The 26,243-nt window shown below is 65.5% G+C and carries 23 protein-coding genes; 19 read left to right on the top strand and 4 right to left on the bottom strand.

Translation table 11 applies throughout. The features are described from left to right. Positions 1-129: 129 nt before the first annotated feature. A complete protein-coding gene (locus ABIE24_RS04575; protein ID WP_354497258.1) occupies positions 130-516 on the bottom strand; it encodes a tautomerase family protein in 387 nt (128 codons plus the stop codon). Between the two features lie 183 nt (positions 517-699). Next, entirely contained in the window at positions 700-1,164 is a 465-nt protein-coding gene (locus tag ABIE24_RS04570) for a hypothetical protein (protein WP_354497256.1), read from the bottom strand. Between the two features lie 376 nt (positions 1,165-1,540). On the opposite strand from ABIE24_RS04570, the gene ABIE24_RS04565 reads away from it, so the two are divergent. Beyond that, positions 1,541-2,098, top strand: coding sequence for a DUF5067 domain-containing protein (locus tag ABIE24_RS04565; protein ID WP_354497254.1), 558 nt, complete (start codon positions 1,541-1,543; stop codon positions 2,096-2,098). A 135-nt stretch (positions 2,099-2,233) separates the two neighbouring features. Then, positions 2,234-2,593, top strand: coding sequence for a hypothetical protein (locus tag ABIE24_RS04560; RefSeq protein WP_354497253.1), 360 nt, complete (start codon positions 2,234-2,236; stop codon positions 2,591-2,593). A gap of 414 nt (positions 2,594-3,007) precedes the next feature. Here the strand turns inward: ABIE24_RS04560 and ABIE24_RS04555 are convergent, their stop codons facing one another. Beyond that, positions 3,008-3,550, bottom strand: coding sequence for a hypothetical protein (locus ABIE24_RS04555; protein ID WP_354497251.1), 543 nt, complete (start codon positions 3,548-3,550; stop codon positions 3,008-3,010). 329 nt (positions 3,551-3,879) lie between these two features. Here ABIE24_RS04555 and ABIE24_RS04550 point away from each other — a divergent pair, with 329 nt between their 5' ends. Both ABIE24_RS04550 and ABIE24_RS04545 read left to right on the top strand, forming a co-directional pair. Next, positions 3,880-4,074 carry a hypothetical protein gene (locus tag ABIE24_RS04550; protein WP_354497250.1) on the top strand — a complete coding sequence of 65 codons (195 nt, stop codon included), beginning with the start codon at positions 3,880-3,882 and terminating at the stop codon, positions 4,072-4,074. A 48-nt stretch (positions 4,075-4,122) separates the two neighbouring features. Beyond that, complete coding sequence (locus ABIE24_RS04545; RefSeq protein ID WP_354497248.1) at positions 4,123-4,518, top strand: hypothetical protein; 396 nt, start codon at positions 4,123-4,125, stop codon at positions 4,516-4,518. Between the two features lie 424 nt (positions 4,519-4,942). Here the strand turns inward: ABIE24_RS04545 and ABIE24_RS04540 are convergent, their stop codons facing one another. Beyond that, positions 4,943-5,371 (bottom strand): hypothetical protein, encoded by a 429-nt coding sequence (locus ABIE24_RS04540; RefSeq protein ID WP_354497246.1) that lies wholly within the window; start codon positions 5,369-5,371, stop codon positions 4,943-4,945. 386 nt (positions 5,372-5,757) lie between these two features. Between ABIE24_RS04540 and ABIE24_RS04535 the strand changes: the two genes are divergently transcribed. The 15 genes from ABIE24_RS04535 (at position 5,758) to ABIE24_RS04465 (ending at position 26,224) form a co-directional block, all read left to right on the top strand. Beyond that, on the top strand, positions 5,758-6,486 hold the full coding sequence (locus ABIE24_RS04535) for a hypothetical protein (protein ID WP_354497244.1): 729 nt from the start codon (positions 5,758-5,760) through the stop codon (positions 6,484-6,486). A 1,872-nt stretch (positions 6,487-8,358) separates the two neighbouring features. Continuing rightward, on the top strand, positions 8,359-9,231 hold the full coding sequence (locus tag ABIE24_RS04530) for a type IV toxin-antitoxin system AbiEi family antitoxin domain-containing protein (RefSeq protein ID WP_354497243.1): 873 nt from the start codon (positions 8,359-8,361) through the stop codon (positions 9,229-9,231). 21 nt (positions 9,232-9,252) lie between these two features. Then, the gene (locus tag ABIE24_RS04525; protein ID WP_354497327.1) at positions 9,253-10,146 is read left to right on the top strand and encodes a nucleotidyl transferase AbiEii/AbiGii toxin family protein; all 894 of its coding nucleotides are present in this window, start codon (positions 9,253-9,255) and stop codon (positions 10,144-10,146) included. 489 nt (positions 10,147-10,635) lie between these two features. Continuing rightward, the gene (locus ABIE24_RS04520; protein ID WP_354497241.1) at positions 10,636-12,159 is read left to right on the top strand and encodes a sugar transferase; all 1,524 of its coding nucleotides are present in this window, start codon (positions 10,636-10,638) and stop codon (positions 12,157-12,159) included. Position 12,160: 1 nt separating this feature from the next. Beyond that, positions 12,161-12,874 (top strand): acyltransferase, encoded by a 714-nt coding sequence (locus ABIE24_RS04515; protein WP_354497239.1) that lies wholly within the window; start codon positions 12,161-12,163, stop codon positions 12,872-12,874. Further along, entirely contained in the window at positions 12,871-13,557 is a 687-nt protein-coding gene (locus tag ABIE24_RS04510; protein ID WP_354497237.1) for a hypothetical protein, read from the top strand. Before ABIE24_RS04515 ends, ABIE24_RS04510 begins: the two co-directional genes overlap by 4 nt. A gap of 16 nt (positions 13,558-13,573) precedes the next feature. Beyond that, on the top strand, positions 13,574-14,845 hold the full coding sequence (locus ABIE24_RS04505) for an MFS transporter (RefSeq protein WP_354497235.1): 1,272 nt from the start codon (positions 13,574-13,576) through the stop codon (positions 14,843-14,845). Continuing rightward, a complete protein-coding gene (locus tag ABIE24_RS04500) occupies positions 14,842-15,858 on the top strand; it encodes a TolB-like translocation protein (protein WP_354497233.1) in 1,017 nt (338 codons plus the stop codon). Before ABIE24_RS04505 ends, ABIE24_RS04500 begins: the two co-directional genes overlap by 4 nt. Beyond that, entirely contained in the window at positions 15,855-18,122 is a 2,268-nt protein-coding gene (locus ABIE24_RS04495; protein ID WP_354497231.1) for a glycosyltransferase family protein, read from the top strand. The genes ABIE24_RS04500 and ABIE24_RS04495 overlap by 4 nt, the downstream gene beginning before the upstream one ends. Then, the gene (locus ABIE24_RS04490; RefSeq protein WP_354497229.1) at positions 18,122-19,297 is read left to right on the top strand and encodes a glycosyltransferase family 2 protein; all 1,176 of its coding nucleotides are present in this window, start codon (positions 18,122-18,124) and stop codon (positions 19,295-19,297) included. Before ABIE24_RS04495 ends, ABIE24_RS04490 begins: the two co-directional genes overlap by 1 nt. Positions 19,298-19,352: 55 nt before the next feature. After that, the gene (locus ABIE24_RS04485; protein ID WP_354497227.1) at positions 19,353-20,564 is read left to right on the top strand and encodes a rhamnosyltransferase WsaF family glycosyltransferase; all 1,212 of its coding nucleotides are present in this window, start codon (positions 19,353-19,355) and stop codon (positions 20,562-20,564) included. Between the two features lie 11 nt (positions 20,565-20,575). Then, positions 20,576-22,096 (top strand): lipopolysaccharide biosynthesis protein, encoded by a 1,521-nt coding sequence (locus tag ABIE24_RS04480; RefSeq protein WP_354497225.1) that lies wholly within the window; start codon positions 20,576-20,578, stop codon positions 22,094-22,096. Further along, positions 22,093-23,436, top strand: coding sequence for a glycosyltransferase family 4 protein (locus ABIE24_RS04475; RefSeq protein ID WP_354497223.1), 1,344 nt, complete (start codon positions 22,093-22,095; stop codon positions 23,434-23,436). The genes ABIE24_RS04480 and ABIE24_RS04475 overlap by 4 nt, the downstream gene beginning before the upstream one ends. Continuing rightward, positions 23,433-25,001, top strand: a complete 1,569-nt coding sequence (locus ABIE24_RS04470; protein WP_354497221.1) for an acyl-CoA ligase (AMP-forming), exosortase A system-associated — start codon at positions 23,433-23,435, stop codon at positions 24,999-25,001. Before ABIE24_RS04475 ends, ABIE24_RS04470 begins: the two co-directional genes overlap by 4 nt. Then, positions 24,998-26,224, top strand: coding sequence for a pyridoxal-dependent decarboxylase, exosortase A system-associated (locus ABIE24_RS04465; protein ID WP_354497219.1), 1,227 nt, complete (start codon positions 24,998-25,000; stop codon positions 26,222-26,224). Before ABIE24_RS04470 ends, ABIE24_RS04465 begins: the two co-directional genes overlap by 4 nt. The last annotated feature ends 19 nt before the right edge of the window (positions 26,225-26,243 follow it).

Genomic DNA, 26,243 nt, shown 5'->3' with positions numbered 1-26,243 from the left:
GTTCCCGCACGACCGACCTCTACGGACACAGAATGAGGCCACACCCTCGAACCTCCTATTCTGACCGCGACGTGTCAGTTGGGAACGCTCACCGGGAATCACCGAAAGACCATGAAGATGCTGGCGTGCTCAGACTTCCACGGAGTAGTTCAGCTGCAACTCGTCAGCGGGTACTCCCCGAATTCCCCAGTTCGCACGAGGCGTCTCGGTGATTGTGATTTCAAGGTCGTTCGAAGTGACGCCGACCGCCGCAACACTGCTGATGAGCTGGCGGATGAAGTCCTTCTTTGTAGCCGTCGTGCGACCCTCGAACATGCTGACCTCGATGATGGTGTAGTCGATCGAACGATCCGAAGGCGTGATGAACTGTTCGGGATCCAGAGTGATGAAACGGTGGAATCGCTTCTCAACCGGCAATTGGAGCGCCGATACTGCCGCTGTGTGGATCGCGTCGGACAGCGAGGAGATGCGAGAGGCAAGCGCCGCTTTGTGTCCGTAGACAATGATTTGAGCCATGCCTTAGTTTCGCAGGTCACGCAGTTCGCGCCGCCCGAGCCTAAATCTCAAGCCCGTAAGCAGGACGATTGGCGGAACCCTCAGCGGGACATGGCAAACGGTCGGGGAGTGTATTGCTAATTAGAACGCGGCAACCGAGCCGCAGCGGCCGTCGTTCTGACGCTGCGCGCTCGAAGGCGACAGCTAGTTCTTCTCCATTTCCACGGTCGCAGAGTTGCCTTGGATGCTCACCGTGAAGCTAATGATGCCGTCCTCGTAGCTGAAATCTTTGGTGTCGTCTGTCGACGCCATGACCGCGGTGTCGGTCGCCGCAGCGTCTCGTTGCGAAGTCCAGGTGTGAGGCTCGGTCGCGTCAGCCGGGGCCTCGAACGTACCCACCCAGTAGACGGCGGTGATGTCTTCGCTGCCCAGCTCCCAGTCAATGCTGATGACCCCATCGGTGATGGCAGCCGTCATGAAGTCGGTCTCGCTCTGCGAGTTGCTCTGCTTCCAGTCTCCTGCCAGGTCGGGAGCCTTGGGCGCTTCCTCAACGGGCTTGGGCTCGTCAGCGGCAGCGGGCGAAGTGCTGGCAGGCGCGGCATTCGTCGCACCGCAACCGGTCAGGGCGAGAGCGGCGACGAGGACGATAGGCGCGATAATTTTCTTCATGGGCCCTATCGTGGCAGATCTCTGAAGCCCTCCCCGACGCCTCAGTCGGACTGAAGTGTTGAAGGGTGTTGTCTTCCTACGAACTCGACGCCTTTCATTGGGTGGGCGTGCGATACGCCCCTCTAGATCATCGTCGAATTCGCTCACGACCCAAAGATCTCTGGCTCCGTTTGAGTTGCAACGACGATCGTCGAGATAGTCGAGGTCGAGGTCGAGGTCGAAAGGAAGCGTCTCTTCCGCGGTCTGCCGTGCTCGACCGGCCGGACACACTGCCTCTTCTGTGGCTTAGCGTGTCACCTGGCGAGCATGCATATCGCCCCGAACACGTCACACGTTTTGAAAATTGTAGTGAGCGGCCTGCGGCAGGATGATAGCTATGAACAAGCTCCTCGCCCCGGTCGCTCCACTCGTCCTCCTAGTTGCTTTAGGACTGTCTGGATGCAGCAGCTCTGTTACGCCGGACGCGGCTCCCACGACCGGCACTGAGGTGGAGGTTGACGCCCCGAAGGAGGAGACACCCGCTGATTCCTTCGTTGATGGCGTCCTTAACACCAACGAAGTCAAAATCGCCATTACCGACTACCGCGTGATTCCCGTTGGGGAGGTCGGAAATGAATACGGTGAGGTGCCCGTGCTCGCCATCTGGTACGACACCACGAATCTCGGAACCTCTGACCGGGACATCTCGCCCATGGAGTTCATCTACACATTCGAGGCGTTCCAGGACAACGACCCCGACCGAGAGAACACGCTGGACGTGGGATCGCTTCCCGATGACGCGTTCCTCGACACGCAGACGGAGAACATCAAGGCGGGAGGCACCCTGTCGAACGCTATCGCTTATGAACTCGACGACACCACCACGCAGGTCGAGCTTGTCGCTGGAGGAATGATTGGTGACGAGATCGGTCGAATGTCCTTCAAGCTGAACTAAGACCATTTCGAGCGGTGTCCGTGCGAGAAGCTCGATTAGTCGTTGCATGTACCTAGCGGGCACATGTCGCACAGCGACCTTGGCGAGCTACGCTCAATGAGCGTCGCGCGAGGCTAACGGTGGCAGTATTCGACTATGAAAACATGGTTCCGCGGCGCGCACTTGCGTCAGGCTGCAAAAGGGCTGGGCGAGCTCGTCGGGGAGCGCCCAGAAGTCCGCGGCGTCAAGGTCTACGCAGAGCGCGAATCACGTGTCGGCTACGCGCTGGTCGAGTTCGTGCGACTTACGCCGAAGGGCAAACTCAAGATGCTCAAGTTCGCACTTCATTGGGACGACGACGGGCGAAGGCTCCTGCTGGTGAAGGCGAGTGCGTATGGCACCGGGCCCACAATCGAAAAGCGAAGTATCCCGGGAGATATGGTGCACCCCTGGCTGACAGCAGCCACCTCAATGCTCGAGGGGCTGTCCGAGAAGAAAGCCAAGCGCTCAGGTTGAGGCGCACTCGAGGCTGAATTCATTACCACAAGCGGGTCCGGTGTCAGAGTCGACCGTCGCGGGGGGACTGATCGTACCAATCAGAGCAGTGGCCAACCGGAGAGACGTGGCACGAAGTGAGACGTGGATGCTCGGCATCCGTGGTCATCGGAGGAACGACCAGCGGACGTCTTCGGAACATCCGGCTAGGTGGCCGGTGGATGCTCACCGAACTTCAAGGTCTCGGGTCGGTATGCTCGCCCTGTGTGGTTGGTCCTCCTCGAAGCGGTGCTCTGGTTTCTAACCTGGCTCGTGGAGCGCCCGAGAACGAAGCCTCCGAGGCGGAAACGCCGGAATAGCTAGGTTTGCAGCTGTCACTCAACGCAGTTCGCATATGCGTCGCCGAAGTCGGCCACGACAGGCCTTGAGCGTTGCTTACCCGTCGAACTCGTTGATTGACACAACCTGCCCTCCCGGCGCCAGCCTCTCCGTGAGCGCGCGCTCGCAATCCTGATCGGTCCATCCCCATCGGGGCCGCGGCTCGAAGTCGATGGTGAGCTCGGAGCAGGCGTATACAGAGGGCGGCCCGAAGTACAGGCCTTTCGACCCAGCGCTATTGTCAGCCGCAGCATCGCGCGGCCCAGAGCTGAGCAGCACATCGAACGATAAGCCGCCGGTGCGCTCCTTCAGGTCATGGATCACGAGACCTCCATCTTCCAAAGCGATGCTGTCGAGACGGGCTTCGCCATCCCAGTAGACGCCGGCGAGGAGGCTGCCATCACGGATGCCGCCGGCGAGATCCTCAACAGGCGTTATCTCGAGCGTGTTGACGAGAGATCGACTGAACGGATCTTTGAAGGCCGCCACCTGCCGCCACAGCACACCGTCGACGCCCTGCGATGCGCAACCGGATAGGGCCGTCACCACCAGCAGAGCTGTCGCGGCCTGGCGGAAGACGTAGCGCTGCGAGTACCCCATATCCGTAACCTATCGCGGCCCCGGACTATAACGGATTGGTATGGCGACGCAATGACCGAGCCGCTGAGCACTCACCCTCGAGACGTTCGCGGAAAGAGCCGCCGGAGATTCTCGACGCGCGTGCTTCAGCCTTTCGTCGTTCGGAACGTCCAACGGGACATTGACCCTAGAGGGCGGGTTCTCGGGAGACTTCGTGTCGTTCGCCGGTTCCTCTGTCCGCGCGCGCCGTTTGTCCATTGACAGCGACGCCGGATGAACGGTTGTATGGCGGCAGGGCACACGCCTCGTCTGAGGGGACGGAAGTCTCGGTCAGAACGGAGAGCATGGGCATGCACGCCACGAAGGAGCCTGGCTGGATCCCGTATCGGTGGTGGTGGGGCCTCGGAGCGGCATGCATTCTGCTCGCGATCCTGTTTGCCGTCGAGCGTTGGTCCATCTGGGCATCCATCGCCATGGGCTTCGCTGGCGTGACGCAGGTGATTCTCGGCTTCATCGAGAGGAACCGCGGTGCACCGCCGCTCTGACCTCGAAGGCATCAGCTCGTGAGCCCCCGCCTCACAGGAATCCTCACCATGATTGCCGCCGTCGGCCTGGCGATCTTTGGCGGCACCCTGTTCCAGTTCGGATGGGCGGGCATCGTCGGAGCCTTCGTCATCGTCAGCGCTTCGATTCTCTTCGCGATCGGGTCGGTGTGGACGTTGCGCAAGACGTGGGCGGATCGGACGTGGCCGCCGGATGTGTCGGTGGATGCGGCCAAGGCTATGCGCAGGCTTCGGGTTTTCTCGGTGGTCTCGTGCTGCTCCGGCGTCATCATCATCGGCGGGGCGATCGCTTTGATGGTGCTTGACGAATCATTCTGGCGGTACGCCTTGACACTGTTTATTGGTGTCCTGACTCTGTCCAACGGGATCCTCCTGCTTCGGGGCCTGACCCATCCTCCGAAGGACGACTTCTGGACGTCTAAGTAGGTCTCGGCCGGAACCGAGAGCCTTCGGGTGGCTAGCCGTGCAGGTACCCAACGCGGGATCGACCGCCAGTGTCCGGCGGCAAACGCAGATACCGTCGAGGGTCAACCGCTTTTCTTTGCACGTCGCAGTGTTAGTGCCACCATGACGAAGGCCGCCACACAGCAGAATGAACAGACACCGCCAAGCCAGACGTTCTGAGCAGTGAACTGAGATACCGCGAGCACGGCGAATCCCACTCCCGTCAGAAGGAAAATAATGGAACCAATCAAGAGTCTGGGTCGTCCTGGACCGTTGGTTGCCATCATTACCGCTCCTGACCTAAAGAAATCTTGCTCCTGGAATCCATCGAGGAGCCCCCTCCAGCCCCGAACCTACCGCTTTGAGGTCCCGCGCACACGGCCTCATAATGGGGACCCCCAGAGCATCAGCGCAGAGCGTCCTCGTATGCGGCGAGCCATACCCCGGACGTCATTCTTCGAACGTGAGCAGCAAATGCGAACTTCGTGAAGCATGCGCAGCCAATGACCAGCAAAACCCCAAGCGCCCAGCCCACCACACCGCCAAAAGCGGATAGCGCACCCATTGAGCTCGCAAGCAAAGTCAACGCGGCGACCATGATCGCGAAGACGGCCGCTGGCGTCTCGGCCCCGTTCGTACTGTGCGCACGAAGGACGGCCAGGACGGCGAGGCGCACTTTCGGTTTGTCGTTCGTGCCTTCGACGAACGCCTTTACCCGATCCACATCAAGCGATTCGTAGGGATCGTGCGGGAGGTAGAGCGCTGCCTCACCTGGCACACGATCGGTGATGTACGGCACGGAAGGGGACATGAGCGGAGAGCGAAGTTTCGACACGTCTACATGCTGCTTCGACCCACCGATATTACTCATAGCCTGCAATGGGCGCCGAGGCCCCGTCGCATGGCGGACCCTTCTCGGCCTTGTTCGCCTTGCCGTATTCCCGGCGGACTTCTGCGTGATCTCACGGCGCGACGCCATCGACAACTCTCTGTGCACACCGCCAGGAAACCACCACCGGCTACGCGGACATTCTCCTCTGAGGCACCCGAAGCCCTTCCCGGACCGTTTACGTGAGGCTCATCGGGGGCTGTCGTCCCCGCGGGCCCGGGGCGTACGATGACGCGCAGGCGCCTCGCTGGGGGTGCGCGCAAGTCGTGACAGCAGTGGTGGGGCAGATCAAACTTCAGGGCGAGTGCGGGACTCTACTGCAGGAGGCAGTGATGACCGAGACGACGACGGGAGCTGGCGATTCCCTGCCGCCTGGGGAAGGATCTGATCGAGGGCCTTCGATGAACGCTCGCACTGGAAGTCCGTTCAACCGTCTGCTCGTCCATGGGACCGGCGTCATCTGGGTCATGGTGGCCGGAGGGATTCTCTGGATTCTTCACGGCTACTTGCGGTCCATGACTCCCTTGGGCCATGACCAAGTGTGGCGGGAGGATCTCGGGTATTCGCCGATTCTCAGCACCGAACTTTTCCTGCTTTACGACCTGCCAGGAGTTCTGGCCCTTCTGCTCACATCCTGGGCGACACTCTCATACCTGACGATGCTTCGCACTCCACGCATTAGTCTGAAGCGCGCGGCCAAGCTGCTCGTGATTCTGGCATACATTTTCGGCCTGGTCGCCGCCGCAGGTCTGGTGATTTTGTTCGTGCCCCCGACCACGGCCGGACTCAACTTCGGAATTGCTGTCCTTGGTCTGGCTCTTTTCCTCGCTGGACTCGCTGCCCTCAAGGGCGGCGATGGCCTGTACGGCCGTCCGGGGCTATCGGGGCCAGTGCTGATGCTGCTGGCTGCCATTGGGATGTTCACGCTGCCTCTTCGGCCGCTGATGTACGCGTTTGCACTGGTACCTCTAGCATTCGGAGCCGCGGTATTCGCTCTGTACGGCGCAGGATGGATCGTTTTCGGCATCGGCCTTCGTCAGGAAACGGTCATGGTGCCGTGAAAGTACGTCTCGGAGAACTGAAGCATCGCGAGTATCCGGCTCACGCTCTTCTTCGTCGCCGTGAACGCTAACCAGTCAAGGAGTGCGTTCATCGCGTGCCCCTTCGTGTCGTCCAGGCCAAGCGACGCGTCGACGCGATTGCAAGATCCTTCGGGCGCCACAGCCAAACCCAACGTCCCTGAACGGTACACGTAGCGGGCGATCTCCTCCACGGGGCCCGATCCGGCGAGAACGCTGGACTGCATACCATGGACCCCGACGACCTCAACCGTGACCCATCTCCTGTGAGAGGCGTTACTGTAGCCGCATTCGGGCACGAGGGCGTCCAATCTTGGTGAGCTCGGCCAGGTCGCATATCCGATCGCGGTTTTGGATGAGCGTGACTGTTCCGGGAAACCGCAACGCGATCCGCAACGTGATTTCAACGGCCTCACCGTGCGAGGCAGTTTTCGTGCCCGTTTGACGGACGACGAGCGCGCCAAGGACGAGCGCCAGGAACCGCGACACGACCACGCCACCGCTTAGGCACGGCCCTGCGGTGCGTACTACGGCTCCGATGAGCGCCAGTAGCAGCCGTCACGTCAGGCCCATGTTGGTCAGCTCGGATCCCGCGTATGCGTTTCGGTCGAGGTTGAGGATGGTGTGGGGGTTCTCTCGTTGGGTCCATCGCCCGGCGGCCCGGTTGTAGCGGCGGCCGCGCCGCGCAGCAGCTTCTTGTAGCCCTTCCAAGCGACTACCAGTCCAACGGCGAACAACACGAGCCAGCCTCCAAGCAGTATCCATCCCAGTGGCGCGCGAGGCTCCCGCAGGGCGAACAGAAGAAGGGAGCTGGCCAGCCCATAGCCCAACACCACAGCGATCAAGATTTGAATGTAGCGCCGCTTCGCGGCGCCCGTCGGGGCCTGCGTAGTCACGTCCATAAATCGACCTCTGTTCCTGCCGGAGACCTTCATCCCCTCGGGCGGGCTTCGCCTCATGGTCGTCATACAACTCGCCACGTGGGGTCCCTGTCAACAGCGCCAGTCCAAGTCGATATCGCTGTGGCAATCCGGCGCCCGCGAGCCGGACCCCCTATGCGAATCGTTGCACGAGCGCCGTAGTTTGAAGATGCGCTGGCAACCCTCAGCGGCGTGCGCGCAATCCACGACCACCAGCGATTGCAACGGGAATCGCTGCAACGAAAACAGTCACGCCAAGTACGCGCAATATGAAGTCCTCCGCGGACAGAATCATAAAGACGCCCGCGGCCCACAGCGCCACCGCGACAATCACGAAAAGTATGGATCTTTGACGTCTACTCACACGGCTGACAGTAGCGGCTGAGCGTCCCCTTTGCGATGCCCCTGAACGCCCGATGGCGGGACGTCTATCGGGAACGGAGCCTCATCCGGCCGTACGCCGAACATATACCCAGGGCGTGCCCGACTCTTGCGTCCCCGCAAGCCGGACCCTCAGCGGGAACGAACGCCGCCCTGCAACGCCACGAACGTTTCATCCTGCGAAATGCGTTGGGCGCGGGTTGAGGGGTGTCGTCACGACGGATCACGCGATTCAGAACGCATTCGATTCCGGCGAGTGGCTCAATCGTTTGGAAGTCTCGTTTGACCCGCCCAAATAGATTCGCAATCGAGGTGCCTCATACGGCCGAAGCGATTGCTAATTCAATCCTTGGGGTAGCGCGATGTCTACCCCGATCCCAAGTGGGCTAGTACTGGTCGTCGCAGACGTTCGTGCAGCTCGGGAGAACGAGCGTCAGACGATCGGTGACAGAGACAGCTAGCGTCGTCGCGCGAAGTACGAATCCCTGTGGGGTGCGAAACACAGTGCACGTGAGGGCTTGGAAACTCACACCCAGAGCGTTAGAATTCAAGCATGAGATCGCGTGAGGCGCTGCGAGTGCTGGCGGAGGTGACCGAGTCCCACTGGGGCATGGTCACCTCCGCACAAGCCAGCGCGCGCGGCGTCAGCCATATGAACCTCACAAGGCTGACGGAATCTGGGGACCTGATCCGCCTGTCGCACGGGGTCTACAGGGATGCAGGCGCACCGGGCGGCCAGCACGAAGAACTGCGTGCGGCGTGGCTGGCGACCGACCCCGCGAAGCTTGCGTACGAGCGCCTCAGCGAAGATCCGAAGAGCGCCGTCGTTTCAGGCGAATCAGCAGCTCGACTCCACGGCATCGGGGACCTTCGGGCAATGAAGAGCGAGTTCACGACGCCGACTCGCAGGCAGACCCAGCGCGCAGACGTCCGATACCGAACCCGAGCGCTGCCCGATCGGGACGTTACCGTGCGGGAAGGCCTACCCACCACGACTCGGGAACGCACGATCGCCGACCTGGTCGAGGACCGCCACGACTTCAGCATCGTCGGCAACGCGCTGCGCGACGCGGTCAGGCAGTCCCAACTGGACGTGGACCGGCTCACCGAACTTCTGAGCCCGCTCGCCGAACGCAACGGCCACCGCAAGGGCGACGGCGATGCCGTCCTCGAAGACCTCCTGCGAGTCGCTGGTATAGACCAGGACGGCATCGCGAAGCAGATCGCCTCGATTCCCTCTCTCGGTGGCCTCATCGCGGCACGGTACCTGGAGGACCTCCCGAAGGTCGACACCACGAGTGCGCTCGCCGCACAGATCGCTTCGTCAGGCGAGGCGAGCGCTCACGCTCGCCTCGCAGAACAACTGCGCATTGTCGACTGGGCCTCGCTCGCCCTGGCTTCGCAACCGACGAGGAAGGAAGGTTGAGGCCGTGACCGAGACGGAGCGATACGCCACCCCTGGCGCCGTCGAAGCGGCCATCACCGCAGCAGCCCGAAAAGCGTTCACCGCGGACAACTCCCTCACGATCCAGGAACGCATCCGACTCGAGTATTCCACCGCTTTCTCAGTCGAGTGCTCTCCGAGGCAGACGACTCCGACTGGATGCTCAAGGGCGGCACCGCGATGCTGGCGCGCGTCGCTTCGGCGCGCACGACGATCGACGTCGACCTCTCCCGTCGCAGCCGCACTCTGGACACCGCGCTCGATGACCTCCGCAGGCTGGCTGCCGTCGATCTCGGCGACTTCTTCCGATTCGACTACACCGGGTACTCGAACGCCATTGACGGCAATCAGCAGACATACACCGAGGGCTACCAAGTGAGCTTCGACGTCTATGTCGGTGCGAAGAAGAAGGACAGTTTCCACGTCGACCCCGTCGTGAACGTCGTCATGACCGGTGAAGTGGAGATCGCCGAGCCGGCCAATGCGCTCGAGCTGCCGAAGCTGCCGAGCAACCCGTACCGGCTCTACCCGGTCGTCGACCAGATCGCCGACAAGGTGTGCGCGACGCTCGCGCTCTACAACGGTCGCCCGTCGAGCCGCGAGAAGGATCTCGTCGACCTCGTTGTCCTTGCCGCCACCCAGACGGTGGACGCGACGAAGCTCCGTCGCGCCTTGGACGCTGAAGCCCGTGTCCGCTCCCTGAGGCTTCCCGGCGATCTCGACACGCCCGCGAACTGGGGCGCCCGATACACGAAGCCCGCATCCAACGTTCCCGCCTGCGCCGGCTTCGAGACGGTCGAACTGGCGAGGAAACCCATGCTCACGTTTCTCAGCCCGGTGCTCCGCGGCGACGCATCAGGCCTCACCTGGTCGCCCGAATCGCTCACCTGGGGCTGATCACCGACCGAATCTTGTGCCATTAATGTGCCATTAATGGCCCGAAAACGAACTGAAACCAACTGCGACCATTCCGAAGAAGTCCTGATCAGCGCGATATCGCAACCATAGATACAGTGCGAAAACACCCCTGGGCTCACTGAAAATCGAAAGGTCACCGGATCGATGCCGGTCGGAGCCACTGAAATCCTCGTAAGGCTTCTACTTACGGGGATTTCTTTATTTAACGAAAAGCCGCACACGACCCTCTAAATCTGAGCATTCCTCACCCCTCTATCTGGGGGGAGTCTGCTGCGGGAGTCGCGGCTACTGTCGGTACTGCACCAAACGTGAGGCACCCTCGCCTTTTCCGGTACTGGTCCTCGGACAGACGCTCGCGCGTTCCGACAACCCGTCGGGGCGATCCGAGGTGCGCCCTCAGAAGGGAGACGACATGACACTCGACTCTTTCACAGGCGCTCACGGATTGCACCCGATCGCAGGAATCTCATGACTGAAGTCAAGTCTCGTGTTCTCTTCCCCGGACTCTTCCGGCCGCGAATCGGCGGCGGCATGCCCCCGGATGTTCGCGAGCACACCATGCGCCAGGCGTCCGAGCGCGTTTGGGCCCGCAACTATCGCATCCGCCTGCGGCTGACAGACGTGGCCACCATCATGCTTGCGGTGACCCTTGCCTTCTCGATGAGGTTCGGTGTCGAGGCCATCCCGGCGAGCGCCCGCATGGATGACGCCCAGTACCTGCTCATCTCGGCGGCCATCGTCGTCTGCTGGCTGGTGTCACTGGTCGCTTTCGGCGTCCACGACTCACGCGTCATCGGCGTCGGCGCGAGCGAATACAAGCGCATCGTCAACGCGAGCGCGACGGCGTTCGGCCTGCTCGCCATCGTTTTCCTCGTGCTCAAAGTCGACATCGCTCGCGGCTTCTTCATGCTTGCCCTTCCCATCGGCACGGTCAGTCTTCTGACCGTGCACTGGCTCTGGCGTCGTTGGCTCGTCTCCCAGCGCACCCTCGACCACTATCTCTGCCGGGCGCTCGTCGTCGGCGAACTCGACGACGTCGGCTACGTGATCCGGCAGATCCAGCAGAAGTCCGGCGCCGCCTACAACATCGTGGGGGCTGTGGTCTCCGACACCGATGCCCATTCCGTCACAACGGGCCAGAAGCCCGTCCCGATCCTCGGCATGCGCGACGTGGCGCAGATCGCGCGCAACGTCACGGCAGACACCGTCATCATCGCGGGTCAGCCCAAGGGCGGCGCCAATTTCATCCGCAACCTCGCGTGGCAGCTGGAGGGCACAGCGACAGACCTCGTGCTGGCGTCGCAACTGACGGATGTCGCCGGCCCGCGGATCCACTTCCGTCCGGTCGAAGGCCTCCCGCTTATCCACGTGGAAATCCCTCAATTCGAGGGAGGCAAACACGTCCTCAAGCGCGCATTCGACATCGCAGCATCCGGCGCCGGGCTCCTGGTGCTCGCCCCCGTCTTCCTCGCCATCGCGTTGTTCATCAAGTTCGACGACGGGGGTCCCGTCTTCTTCCGGCAGGAACGCGTGGGCCGCAACCAGCGGAACTTCCAGATGGTGAAGTTCCGTTCGATGGCGACAACGGCCGAACGGGACCTGGCGGCTCTCGTCGACAAGAACGAGGGCAACGGTCTGCTCTTCAAGCTCAAGGACGACCCCCGGGTCACGGCCGTCGGTAAGGTCCTCCGCAAGTACTCCCTCGACGAGCTCCCCCAGCTCTGGAACGTCTTCGTCGGGGAGATGAGCCTGGTCGGTCCGCGCCCACCGCTGCCTCGCGAAGTGGAGTCCTATGAGAGCCATGTGCACCGTCGGCTGTACATCAAGCCCGGGCTCACCGGCATGTGGCAGGTCAACGGCCGGAGCGATCTGAGCTGGGACGAAAGCGTCCGGCTCGACCTGTACTACGTGGAGAACTGGTCGCTGACCGGTGACCTGATGATTGTCTGGCGCACCGTGAAGGTGCTGCTCAAACCGGTGGGGGCCTACTGACATGACCGTTCCCTTCCCTGTACATGAGGACGCCGATCGACCGGGTCGTCCGCCCCACATCGCCGACAGCGCTGACATCGACAGTCTCGCCAGCATCGGCGACGGCGCACTGATCTGGCATCTCGTTCAGGTGCGTGAACGGGCCCGCATCGGTGCCGGGTGCATCCTCGGACGGGGCGCGTACATCGGCCCCGGCGTGGTCCTCGGCGAGAACTGCAAGGTGCAGAACTACGCACTGATCTACGAGCCGGCCGTTCTCGAGAACGGTGTCTTCGTCGGCCCTGCGGCCGTCTTCACCAATGACGTCTTCCCGCGGGCGATCACGCCAGACGGCCGGCGGAAGGACGCCGATGACTGGGATGCCGTCGGCGTGACGGTCCGCACCGGCGCCTCGATCGGAGCGAGGGCCGTATGCATTGCGCCGGCGACGATTGGGGCCTGGGCGCTGATCGCGGCGGGTGCCGTCGTCACCGGCGACGTCCCCGACTACGCGCTCGTCGTCGGCGTGCCTGCGCGCCGGATCGGCTGGGTCGGCCGCGCGGGCGTCCCCCTCACACCCATCGGAGACGACCTGTTCCGCTGCCCGTCGACGGGAGAGGAGTACCACGAGCACAACGGTGTGCTTCGGGCGTCCCTCGCGAAACCGGACAGGCCGGGTCGTCTCCGATCGGCAGACCACCTGCCCGAACTGAGCACGTCGAAGGCGCAGGGATGACCGGACGGGCGTCGCGACGCGCTCTCGTAGCCGTCGTCGCGACGCTGGGACTTGCCCTCGTCACCGTGGTCGCGGCCGCCGTGCTGGATACTCTCACGGGCGCAGGCACCACCGCGTCGACGCGGTCGATTCCCGCCTTCCCCCCGGCGCCGTCCGACGCCCTTCGCGCCCCGGGCGACGCCTCGGACACCGGTGCCTCCGCGACACCGAAGAGCGAGCCGCAGGATGCCGCCCCGATTACTGAACAACAGGGCTCGGAGGCGTCCCCGGCCACCGGGGAGACGTCGCCGATCGGGCTTCCGCCGTCGCCGCCGCTCCCGGACCTCGTCACCCTCCCCTTGCCTCCGAGCGCGAGCGAGACCGGTGCTCTTGCTCCCGGGTATCCGGCTGGCCTGGTTCCCCCGGTTCCAGGCGCGACCGTGACGTCGAGTTCCGTGGCATCCGCTGAGAGACACCTGCAGGTGACGCTCGCGGCAGACACATCGATGGAGGCGACGGCCGTGCTGGATTTCTACCGTGCGGCGTTTGCGGCGAACAGTCTTGTTGACAGCGTCGCTCCGGCGGCCGGCGGCTCGAGCGCCCTGCTCTTCTCACGCGGCTCCGACACCGTGGTCCTCACCGTCACGCCCACCGCCGGCGGATCGACCTACGGCGTCTTCGGCGCGTTTTCGGCGAAACACTAGGAGGGAGCCGGGGCTGATGTACATCTCGCTGTCCAACCGGAACCCGGTTGAACCGAACACGGCACGACCGCCACGACCCACGCAGTCGACGACGACGCGGGTCTCCTCCGTCGTCATCGCGCTCGGCGTCGTCAGCATGTTCACCGACATCTCCACCGAATCCGTGTCGGCGATTCTCCCGCTGTACATAACCGGAGTGCTCGGCCTGTCGACAGTCGCGTACGGGGTAATCGACGGCCTGTACCAGGGCATCAGCGCCGTCGTCCGGATCGCCGGCGGCTACGCGTCCGACCGCGGCGACCAGCCGAAATGGGTGGCGTTCTTCGGCTACGGCGTCTCGGCCGTCGCCAGGGTGGGTCTCCTGTTTGCAACGGGCTTCGCCGCGCTGAGCGCGGTCATCGCCCTCGACCGCCTGGGAAAGGGCGTCCGCACAGCGCCCCGCGACGCCCTGATCACGGCGTCGTCAGCACCGGAAAGCCTCGCCCGCTCGTTCGGCGTCCACCGCATGCTCGACACGGTCGGTGCCGCAATCGGACCGCTCCTCGCCTTCGCAATCCTCTTCTTCATCCCGGACGGGTACAGCACGATCTTCGTCGTTTCGCTAGCCTTCGCTCTTCTCGGGGTTCTTCTTCTCGGCGTCCTCGTGCCGAACACGCGGCCGAGGAGCGAACGTGCGGCCGCCCGGGCCCAGCCGCGGGCACGGTTCCGCTGGCGCGACCTCAACGACCGGCGGCTGCGCCGGCTCCTGCTCACGGCCGGCCTCCTCGGGCTCGTGACGGTCGGGGACGGCTTCATCTACCTCGTGCTGCAGAGCAAGAGCGGGTTCGCGACCGAATACTTTCCGCTGCTCTACGTCGGCACGAACGTCGCCTTCCTCGCGCTGGCCATTCCGCTCGGACGCCTGGCAGACCGGTTCGGCCGCGCCCGGATCTTTCTCCTCGGCCACGGTGCGCTGCTCGCCGCATACGTCTGCGCGGCCCTGCCCGAGACAGGCTGGCAGCTCACCGTCGCCTGCCTGATCCTGCTCGGTGCGTTCTACGCGGCGACCGACGGCATCCTTGCCGCCCTCGCCTCGCAGTCCACTCCCCTCGAGACCCTGGCCAGCGGCATCGCGGCCGCACAGACGGCCGTGGCAGCCACCAGGCTCCTCGCGTCCGTCGGCTTCGGCGTGCTCTGGTATGCGCTCGGGCGGGACACCGCCATGGTCGTCGTCGCCGTCGCCCTCGCGGTCGTGATTCCGCTGACCGCGGTCATCCTTCGCGATTCACTCCGGGGAACGCCGTCATGATCTCATTCCGGAAGTGGCTGGCACTCGCGCTCATCTCTCTTGTCGTGCTCGGTGCGGCACTCGTCTACGGTGTCAGCGCGTACCTGCGCTACCAGGCCAAGGCGGCCGCCCCGAGCGAGGTACTGACGACGTCTGCCGAGACGACGAACGCGGACCCGCAGATCGTGTTCCGCAACACCGCCAGCGGAGAAGGCTACGGCAGGGTGGCCGCCGTCCCCGTCGCGGCGCCGGCTGCGACGCGGGCGCTCTCGGAGCAGGCCTGCGACCGCGTCTATGCGACGACCGAGGTGATGTCGTGCCTCCAGATCAAGCGGGGCGTCCCGACGACGTATGCAGCCACCGTGTTCGACCGGAATGGCGCGGAAGTGTCGTCGCGGCCGCTCCCCGGCATCCCGAGCCGCACCCGGCTCTCGTCGGACGGCTCGCTCGTCGCGACCACCTCGTTCGTCACTGGCCAGTCCTACGCCACCGTCGGGTTCTCGACCGAGACGGTGATCGCCCGACCCGGCGGCGAGAGCTTCGGCAACCTCGAGCATTTCGCGTTGTGGATCGACGGCGAGCGGCTGATGGCCGTAGACCGCAACATCTGGGGCGTCACCTTCGCAGGGGACGGCAACTCCTTCTATGCGACGGCTGCGTCGGGCGGACAACGCTGGCTCGTGCAGGGCGACCTCACGAACCGCACGTTGACCGCGGTCGCCGACGACGCCGAGTGCCCGTCGCTGTCGCCAGACGGAAGCCGGGTCGCCTACAAGAAGAATTCCGGGACGACGGATGCCCCGCACTGGGGAATCGCCGTTCTCGACCTGACCAGTGGCGAGGAGGTCGTCCTGCCCGAACCGAGGAACGTCGACGACCAGGTCGAATGGCTGGATGATTCGACGCTGCTGTACGGCCTGCCGCGGAACGGCACGCCGGGCGACAGCGACGTCTGGTCGATTCTGGCAGCGGGGACCGTCGAGCCGTCGCTGCTGATCGCGCACGCCTGGTCGCCATCGGTGGTGAGGAAATGAGCGTCGACGCCGCTCCCGCGGGATGGCCGGGGCCGAAGCCGCGCATGGTCTTCTTCCGGATCAACGAGACGAACCTGCCCGAATTCATCACGGGACATTTCCGTGACCACGTGCGGTGTCTCGAGCAGTTCTTCGACATCGAGGTGATCAGCACGAACGCCGATTACGACGAGGTCGTCGACCGGGTACAGCCCGACATCGCCCTGTTCGAGTCCGGCGTCTACGCCCGTGCGGGGCGTGCGATCACGAACACGCACCGACACCCGACGATCCCGAAGGTCGGCTTCCTCGATTCGGACGCCTACTGCCTGACCCGGTCGGTTTTCCTCGCCGACATGGACGACTGGGGCGTCGACACCTTCTTCTCGATCGGCGTCTCCGCCGGCGGCTACACCCCCGACATCGCCGACCGGACGTTCGCCTGGCCCAACTTCGCCGACCGGTCGGTCTTCCGGACCTATCCGGGTGGCCCGACGCAGTCGATCCTGCTGAGTGGCAGCCGGGAGAACAACTACCCGTGGCGGGTTCGGATCGACCGGCTGCTGCGCGAGCGATTCCCGGTGCGAGCCCTCCCCCACGCCGGCTGGTTCGATCGGGACAAGGCCGCCGCAATGCCGTCGGGCGAGGAATACGCCCGGTCCCTCGGTTCTGCGCTCATCGTGCCCACCTGCGGCACCATCGCCGGAGACCTCGTGCGGAAGCATTTCGAGATCCCCGCGTCCGGCGCGCTCCTTCTCACCGAGCGGACCGCGGCGGTGGAGGCCGCCGGCTTCGTCGACGGCGAGAACTGTGTCTTCGCCGACCCGTCGGATGTCGTCGACAAGGTCGAGTTCCTCCTCGACAACCCGGAGGTCCTCGCCCGCATCTCCCGCGCCGGGCAACACCTCGCCCACAGCCGGCATTCGATCGAGAACCGGGATCAGATCCGGCAGTGGTTCGAACTGGGTCGAGCCATGCCCGGTGGTCGGATTCTCCAGCCGGAGATCTTCGGGCCGTTGCGGGTGGACGGGGAATCGGACGGGCCGGTCAGCTTCATCGCGCCGGCCGGGATCGATCGGGACCTTCTCGCCGCAGGACACCGGCACCTGGCATCCGGCGAACCGGGCGTCGCGGCGGAGCGGTTCGCCGAAGTGCTCAACTACCACTTCGAGCCGGAGGCCGCCCTCGGGCTTGCCCGGAGCTGGATCCGCCTGGGCCGGCCGGCCTGGGCTCGTCCCATCCTGGAGTACTCCACCGGCGTCGTCCTCAAACCGCATGGTGCGTCGCATCCGGATCCTGTCGAGTGGGCGTGGGTTGCGCGGGTCGCCCTCTGCGAGTCGGACCTGCCGCGAGCCCGAGCCCTCGCGGAGCAGTATCCCCGGCTCCGCCATCCCGAGCTGGACCGCATCCGGGCCGTTCTCGGCGTGGCCGCGGATGGCGCCTCGCCATCGCATGAGGGGCACCGCAGCGTCCATGCCGGCCGGGGCGAGGAGTGGGATGCCTGGATCGCCGACCTCGTCCGGGACCTGACCGCCTGCGGCCAGGACGCACTCGCGCGTCGGGCGGCGAGCCTCGGCGACCCTTCGCTGCATGCGACCAGACGGACGGCGGTCTCAGCCCGCACCACCTCGGCTGCGCGCGCGGGGCGGGCCTCGCTGGCGTCGCGGCGGTTCCTCGAAAGAGCTCGACGCCGTGCGGGCAGGGAGTGGTCGAGGGTGCTGGGCAGCGACCTCACGCCGGACCGGATGTCGGCGTTCCAGCTGCTTGAGGGCCGGCAGATCGACACCGTCGTGCTTCTCGTCGTTCCGGGCCCCACAGCCGACAAGGTCGAGTCCCTCGTCGACAACGACCCGTCCGCTGTCACGCTCGTGCGAATCGGGCGAACGGGACCACCGGTTTCCGGCCACGACTTCGCGCCCCGCGGGCTTCGCTCGGGAATCGACCCCGTTCTCCTCCGGCAGGTGCCTGAGTGGGGACGAACGCTCGTGATCGCCAGCCGGATTGGCGCCAGCATGCTGGGCACCGAGCACCTGGTCTCCACCGATCTCGTCATCATCCTCGGAGACGACGCTGCCGAAACCGGGGTCGAGGAGTTCCTGGGCTCGGGCTCCGGATGGCGTCTCGCGTCCGACGCGCTGACAACGCACGTTGCGGATGCGCTGGCGCAGCCCCGAGCCACCGTGTGGGAGAGAACAGCCGGCGACACCGGAGGCGATACCGTCGCTGCCGGCCGTGCGCCGGTCAGCCGGACGGTGAACATGCCGTGGGCAGGAGGGAGAACGTAATGAGGAATTTCGCACCGGTGTCCACGCAGATCCGCGAGGTGGTCGATCGGCACGCCATCCCCAGCACGTGGCTGGCGGCGGCCGCGGCTCTCCGTCCCTCGCACCTGCGTCCGATGGAACGGGTGCCCGCACGCGATGTTCCCCGCCAGGTTCGGCGCGCTCGCGTCTCAGTGGTCGTTCCCTGCTACAACTACGCGCACTTCCTGAGGGGCGCCGTCGGAAGTGCCCTGGCCCAGGAGGACGTCGACGTCCAGGTGGTCATCGTCGACGACAGGTCGCCCGACGACACGGCGTCGGTCGCCGCAGAGCTTGCGCAGGATCCACGGGTCACTGTGGTGTCGAACGAGCAGAATCTCGGCCACGTGCGCTCCTTCAACCGAGGGCTGGAGCAGGCCGACGGCGAATTCCTGGTGCGCCTCGATGCCGACGACCTCCTGACGCCTGGATGCCTGTCACGCGCCGTCGCCCTGTTCAGGCACGATCCCGGAATCGGCCTGGTGTACGGCAACCCGTACCATTTCACCACCGCTACTCCCCCGGCCCCGCGATCATCCAGGGTCTCCTGGACGATCTGGTCCGGTGCCGACTGGCTCGAGGAGCGCTGCCGGCGGGGAGTGAACTGCATCACCACGCCCGAGGCGATGGTGCGGATGTCGGTCATGCACCAGGTCGGCCCGCTCGACACGCGCCTCCGGTTCGCCCAGGACATGGAATTGTGGTGCCGGATCGCGGCGGGAAGCGCCGTCGGCCGGGTCAACGGCGTCGACCAGGCGCTTCACCGCGACCACGACTCGTCGATGAGCGCGACCGACGGGTCGCCGGCTCTCGTCGACCTCGAGGAACGCCGCCAGGTCTTCGCCTCGGTCTTCGAGAGCACGGGCGCCGCGCTGCCGAATGCCGCGGAACTCCACTCGCTGGCGACCCGGGTGCTGGCTCGCGAGTCGGTGACCTACGCGGACCGCGCGCTCGATGCCGGGGACCGTGCACTGGCGGAGCAGTTCCTCGGCTTTGCGCGCGAAACGGCTCCAGCCGTCCTGCACGAACGCGGGATGTCGTCGGTGCAGCGGCGGACACGGAACGAAGCGTCCCGCTCGCGGCTGCGGGTGCTTCGCCGTCGCCTCGCGGGAGTCGGCCGGGAATTCGACTACGTGCGGTGGGCGGTGCACGGTGTTTAGCGCGACGACGTTGAGCGCATCGGCGGGCGAGAAATCCCGGCAGCTCGGATCTCGTGTGAGCAGGGCCACAGACATCCTGCGCCACGACGGCCCTCACGCCCTCGCGCAGCGACTCGCGCGGTACGCCTATCAGAGGCTCGGGGCGGCGAACCTCGGCGACCCGCTCCACGACGACGACGTCGCCGATTCCACCCGGCTCGACCTGGCGCTCCCCGAACGCCGCCCTTCGCGAGGCGAACGGTTCACTGTCGGCTGGGTGATGACTCCGCCGAGCGCCGGTTCAGGGGGCCACACCACCCTGTTCCGGATGGTCGAGGCGCTCGAGCGGGCCGGGCACGTGTGCGTGCTGTTTCTCTACGACCGGTACGGCGGGGACATCCGGGCGCACGAGCAGGTCATCCGCAGCTGGTGGCCCGAGATCAAGGCGGAGGTGCGCGACGCCACCGCCGGGATCGACGGCGTGGACGCGAGCGTCGCCTCGTCCTGGGAGAGCGCCCACGTGCTCGCGCGGCGGGGACACGCCCCGATGCGCCGGCTCTACTTCATCCAGGATTACGAACCGTATTTCTACGCGCGGGGCGCGATGTACGCGTTGGCGGAAGATTCGTACCGCTTCGGATTCCGCTGCATCGCGCTCGGCGGCATGGTCGCCGAACTGCTGAGGAGCGAGGTCGGTGTCGACCCCGACGTGACCGAGTTCGGCTGCGACACATCGGCGTACCGGTTGCTCCCCGGGCGCGAGCGCACGGGAATCGTGTTCTTCGCACGGCCCGACTTCCCGAGGCGCGGCTACTGGCTCGCGCGGCTGGCGCTGCAGCGATTCCACGAGCTGCACCCCGACGTGGACATCCACTTCTATGGGTCGAAGGTCGAAGGCCTTCCGTTCCCCGCAACGCAGCATGGACGGTTGACCCCGGTCGAGCTCAACGAGCTCTACAACTCCTGTGTTGCCGGCCTTGTCCTGTCGTTCACCAACATTTCGCTGGTGCCGGAGGAGATGCTCGCTGCGGGAACGATCCCGGTCATGAACGATTCGGCGCACGCGAAAATGGTGCTCAGCAACGAGCACGCCGTCTGGGCGACGCCGACACCCAGCGGCCTGGCCGAGGCCCTCAGCGCGGCGCTGAGTCGTCCCGGAGGGCAGGAAGCGGCCCGCGCGGCATCCGAGTCGGTCCGGAAGTTCGGCTGGAGCCGGGCGCAGGCCGACATCGTCCGGATTCTCGAGAACGACGTGTACGGGCCGGAAGACCCCCACGTGGCGAACTGATGGCGACGACCATGACCGATCACAAGTCCGAAGCGACCAGGCCGACGAACTCGTCCATCAGCACGCAGACGGCGTCCGGTGTGCTCTGGATGACCGTCCAGAAATGGGCGATCCGTGTCTCAGGACTGGTGACGATCGCCGTCCTGACCCGTTTCCTCAGCCCGGAGGACTTCGGCACGGTGGCGGCCGCCTCAGCGGTTCTGCCGTTCTTCTACCTCCTCTCCGATATCGGGTTCTCCGCCTACATCGTGCAGGCAGACCGGGCGGATCGGCGGATGCTGAGCACGGGCTTCTGGTTCTCGACACTCGCGGGACTCCTGCTGGCCGCGGTGCTGGTCGCGGCAGCACCGCTCTTCGGCCTCCTGTTCACGTCCGATGAATTCGTGCCGGTGCTGCAGGTCCTGTCGCTGACGGTGATCTTCACGGCGCTGTCATCGGTGCCGATGGCTTTGCTCCGGCGCGGGATGCGGTTCCGTGCACTCGCGGTGCAGGGGGCAACGGCTGCCCTGGTTGCGCAGGTGATCGCGGTGGCGATGACGCTGGGCGGATTCGGGGTCTGGGCGCTCGTCGGCCAGGCGATGGCGTCACAGGTGGTCGTGGCGGTGCTCGCCTGGGCGACGGCGAAGTGGACGCCGGCCTTCGCGTTCTCCCGGAGCGAGTTCTGGACCATGGCCAGGTTCGGAAGCAAAGTGCTTGGCGTGGAGTTCGTGACCATGTGCCGGGTTTCAGCGGAGGCGGCGATCGTCTCGGCAACGCTCGGCATGGCCGCCCTCGGCTACCTGAACATCGCGCAGCGGTTGGTGCAGATCGTCCAGGACCTCACCGGCGCCGCACTCGTTCCGGTCTCGACCGTCGCGTTCGCCAGGATCCGCGAGTCATCCGAACGGCTTCGGAACGCGTACGTCCGTGCCCTCCGGATGACCTATGCAGCCATGTCGCCGCCCCTCACGCTCCTGGCGGTGGCTGCGCCGCTGATCATTCCGATCCTGTTCGGGGACGGCTGGGACGAGAGCGCCAGAGTGGCCCAGATCCTCGCCCTCGCAGGCCTCATGGTGGTCGGGGCGACGCTCGATCACGGCCTCTTCTACGGCACCGGCAAGCCCGGCCAATGGTTCGTGTATGCCGTTCTCATCGACGCGCTGACCGTCGCCGTCACGGCGGTGACGGCGCGGTGGGGCCTCGAGGCCATTGCCTGGGGCTTCCTCGGGGTCGCCGTCGTGGCGACCGTCACACGCTGGTTCCTCGTCGCGAGATTGCTGCACGCATCACCGAGAACGCTCGCCGGGCCTTTCGGCTTCCTTGCGGCTGCGGTGCTGGCGGGTGGCGGGGCAGGCTGGGCGGTCCTCGAGCTCACAACCGGGCTGCACCCGATCGTCCGGATCGGGCTCGCCGGCGTTGCCGTCCTGGTTGCCTACCTCATCGCTGTGCGCCTGTTCGCCCGTCAGGTTCTCGGAGAGCTGGCCGCCTACCTGCCGCATCCCAGCTGGATTTCACGGATACATCCCACCCCGAAAACCAAGGAGCAATCATGACTGGCGCCGCGTCGATTTCCCCGCACGTGCTCATCATCGTGCAGAACCTCCCTGTGCCGCTGGACCGGAGGGTGTGGCTGGAGTGCAAAGCGCTGATCGCCCGGGGCTACCGGGTCAGCGTCATCTGCCCGAAGGGTCCCGGCGATCCCTCGCGTCAGCGCATCGACGGAGTGGACATCTACAAGTACGCACCGGCACCGCAGGCGAGGGGGCCCGCCGGCTATGCGTGGGAGTTCGCCTATAGCTGGGTCCGCACCGCGGCGCTGTCCCTGACAGTACGGCTCAACCTGCGGTTCGACATCATCCAGGCCTGCAATCCGCCGGACACCTACTGGCTGCTGGCCCTGTTGTGGCGCGCCTCCAGGGTCAGGTTCGTCTTCGACCACCACGACCTGAACCCGGAACTCTTCATCTCGCGGTTCGGTGAACCACGGGGTCTGCTGAAGTTGCTCGAGTATCGCTTCCTGCTCTGGCTCGAACGCCGCACCTTCCGCCTGGCCGATCGGATCATCTCCACGAATGAGTCGTACCGTTCCATCGCGATCCGGCGTGGACACCGACGACCGAACGAGGTCACCGTCGTCCGGAGCGGACCCGACACCACCCAGATGCGTCCGATCTACCCGGCGCGCCCACGAGCTGCAGGCGAGATCAACCTCGTCTACCTCGGCATCATGGGACCGCAGGACGGGGTCGACCAGGTGCTTCTCGTCGTCGACGAACTCGTTCACCGCCGGGGACGGACCACCGTGACGGCCACACTCCTCGGCTTCGGCGACTGCCTGGAAGACCTCAAACGGCAGTCGGCCGTGCTCGGGCTCGAGGACCACGTGACGTTCACGGGTCGCGTGGACCGGGTGCAGATTGCCGAACACCTCAGCCGCGCCGACATCGGACTGTGCCCCGACCTCAAGACACCCCTCAACAACCTGTCCACCATGAACAAGACCATGGAGTACATGGCCTATGCCCTGCCGGCCGTGTCCTTCGACCTGCTCGAGACCCAGGTCTCCGGCGGGGACTCCGTGCTCTACGTGCCGTCAGGTGACATCCAGGCCTTCGCCGACGCCGTCGAGAAACTGATCGACGATCCCCAGCTTCGCGCGGAACTCGGGAGACAGGCGCGCACGAGGGTAGCCACCTTCCTGGACTGGCGGCCGCAGGCGGAAGCGTACGTCTCGGTGTTCGATGAGCTCTCCGGCTTCTCCCCCGTTGCGCCTGCTCCTCTCACGGCCGACGCCGACTCCAACGGTCGGCGCTACGTCGACCTCGACGACCCCGAGGAATTCGGCCGTTACCTTCTGCAGCGGGCCCACGGTGCGGAGAGGAGCCCGCGATGACCGCGTTGCGGGCCAACTTTCACCATCTGCTCTCCTCGGCAGCGCAGAAGACCCCGGCGAGCGCCGCGCTCAGCTACCGAGAGGTCACCGTCGACTACGCCGAAACGTGGCGGATGTCCTGCTCGACGGCGTCGCACCTGCGCGCCCTCGGCGTGACGCGCGGCGACCGGGTGGCGATCTACCTCGAGAAGCGGATCGAAACCGTCGTGGCCATGTTCGCGGTCTCCGCCGCTGGCGGCGTCTTCGTCCCGGTCAACCACGTGCTCAAGTCGAACCAGGTCAGCCACATCCTCGGCGACAGCGGGGCACGAGTGCTCATCACATCCGCTGACCGGCTCTCCCAGCTGGCCGCCTCGCTGCCCGGCACGCAAGTCACGGACGTGATCGTCGTGGGAAACACCGCCCCTCACGACGTCGGCCCCTGGGCTCTGCACACCTGGGACGACAGCAGAACGGGAGCGACGGTCCCTGAGCGGTCGCCGGTCATCGACCTCGACCCGGCAGCGATCCTGTACACGTCCGGCAGCACCGGGAAACCCAAGGGCGTCGTCCTCAGCCACCGCAACCTCCTCGTCGGGGCCGAGAGCGTGGCGAGCTACCTCGGCAACACGAGCGACGACGTTCTCCTCAGTGTGCTCCCGCTGAGCTTCGACGCCGGCCTGAGCCAGGTGACGACGGCTTTCTCCGTCGGCGCCCACTGCGTCCTGATGAACTACCTGCTGCCGTCCGAGGTGCCGAAACTGTGTGAACGGTACGGCGTCACCGGCCTCACCTGCGTGCCGCCGCTCTGGTTGCAACTGGCCGGGGTGGCCTGGCCCGAAGCCGCGGCTCGCCGGCTCCGGTACTGGGCGAACACCGGTGGCAGGATGCCGCGCTCGACCCTCGACCGGCTGCGGGGCACCTTCGCCGAGGCCGACCCGTACCTGATGTACGGCCTGACCGAGGCATTCCGGTCCACCTTCCTCGACCCGTCCGAAATCGACCGCCGGCCGGACTCGATCGGCAAGGCCATCCCCAACGCCGAGATCCTGGTGCTCCGCCTGGACGGCACACCGTGCGACCCGGGCGAGGAAGGCGAGCTCGTTCACCGCGGGGCGCTCGTGGCGCTCGGCTACTGGAACGACCCGGTGCGCACGGCTGAACGGTTCCGGCCCCTGCACCGGCCAGGAGAGGAATGGCGATCAGCCGAAACGGCGGTCTGGTCGGGCGACACGGTGGTCGCCGACCAGGAAGGATTCCTGTATTTCGTCGGCCGCCGTGACGCGATGATCAAGACGTCCGGGTATCGGGTGAGCCCGAGCGAAATCGAGGACGCGGCCTACGGAACAGGCCTCGTGCGCGACGCCGTGGCCATCGGCGTCGACGATGACGCGCTCGGCCAGCGGATCGTCCTGGTGGCTACCCCGATCAGATCCGACCTCGACGCCGCGACGCTCACCGCCGCGCTGAAGCAGGTCCTGCCGCTCTACATGGTCCCGTCCTCCGTCGATCTGCGGGACGAACTGCACCGTTCCCCCAACGGCAAGTACGACCTCAGTCTGCTCAAAGCAGAGGTGTCCGTATGAAAACGCACGAGCACATCGCCGGATTCGGCACGGCCGACGGCGAACTCCTGGTCGGCGGGATGACGGTCACGAGACTGGCCGCCCGCGTGGGATCGACGCCGTTCTTCGCCTACGATCGGGGGCTGCTCGAGGCGCGGGTTGCGCGCCTGCGATCGGTGCTTCCCGCGAAACTCGAACTCAGCTACGCGATGAAGGCGAACCCCATGCCCGCCGTCGTGCAGCACCTGGCCCGCAGCGTCGACCGGCTCGACGTCGCTTCGGGACTCGAGCTGCAGGCCGCACTCGACACCCCGATCCCCGCAGGCAAAGTCAGTTTCGCCGGCCCGGGCAAGAGCCCGGCAGAGATCCGCCAGGCGGTCGCCGCGGGCGCCCTGGTCGAGGTCGAATCGTCCACCGAGCTGCGACGGGTGATCGACGCGGGCGACGAACTCGGACATCGCCCGAACGTCGCGGTGCGGGTGAACCCCGACTTCGCGGTGAAAGGATCGGGGATGCGCATGGGCGGGGGTCCCCAGCAGTTCGGTATCGACGCAGAGCAGGTGCCACGTGTGTTGCGCGAGCACGCCACCGCCGGAGTGAACGTGCTCGGTTTCCACGTCTTCGCCGGTTCCCAGAACCTGAACGCCGAGATTCTCGCGGATGCCCAGCAACGCACCGTCGACCTCGTCTGCGCGCTCGCCGACGAGCTGCCGACACCTGTGCGCTACGTCAACCTGGGCGGCGGGTTCGGCATCCCGTACCTGGACCGGGACCAGCCCCTCGACCTCGACGTCGTCGCGGAGAACCTCCACCGGCTGGTGGACGGTCCGATCGCTGAGAGGATGCCGGAGGCGAGCCCGGTGATCGAGCTCGGCCGCTATCTCGTCGGCGAGTGCGGGATCTACGTGACCCGGGTCATCGACCGGAAGGTGTCCCGCGGCACCACCTTTCTCGTCGTCGACGGGGGAATGCATCACCAGCTCGCCGCCTCCGGCAACTTCGGCCAGGCGATCCGCCGGAACTATCCGCTCGCTGTCGGCAACCACGCCGAGCCCGGCCCCGAGGAGCGGGTCACGATCGTCGGCTGCCTCTGCACACCGCTCGACCTGCTCGGGGAGAACGTGGACCTGCCTCACGCCGCCCTCGACGACCTCATCGTGATCTTCCAGGCGGGGGCATACGGCCTCACCGCCAGCCCGACCGCCTTCCTCGGACATCCTGCTCCGGCGGAAGTCCTCGTCTGAACCCCGACCGCTCGGAAGG

The organism is Mycetocola sp. 2940 (assembly GCF_040548835.1).
Lineage (GTDB): Bacteria > Actinomycetota > Actinomycetes > Actinomycetales > Microbacteriaceae > Mycetocola_A.
This window is presented reverse-complemented; position numbering and strand designations above follow the sequence as displayed.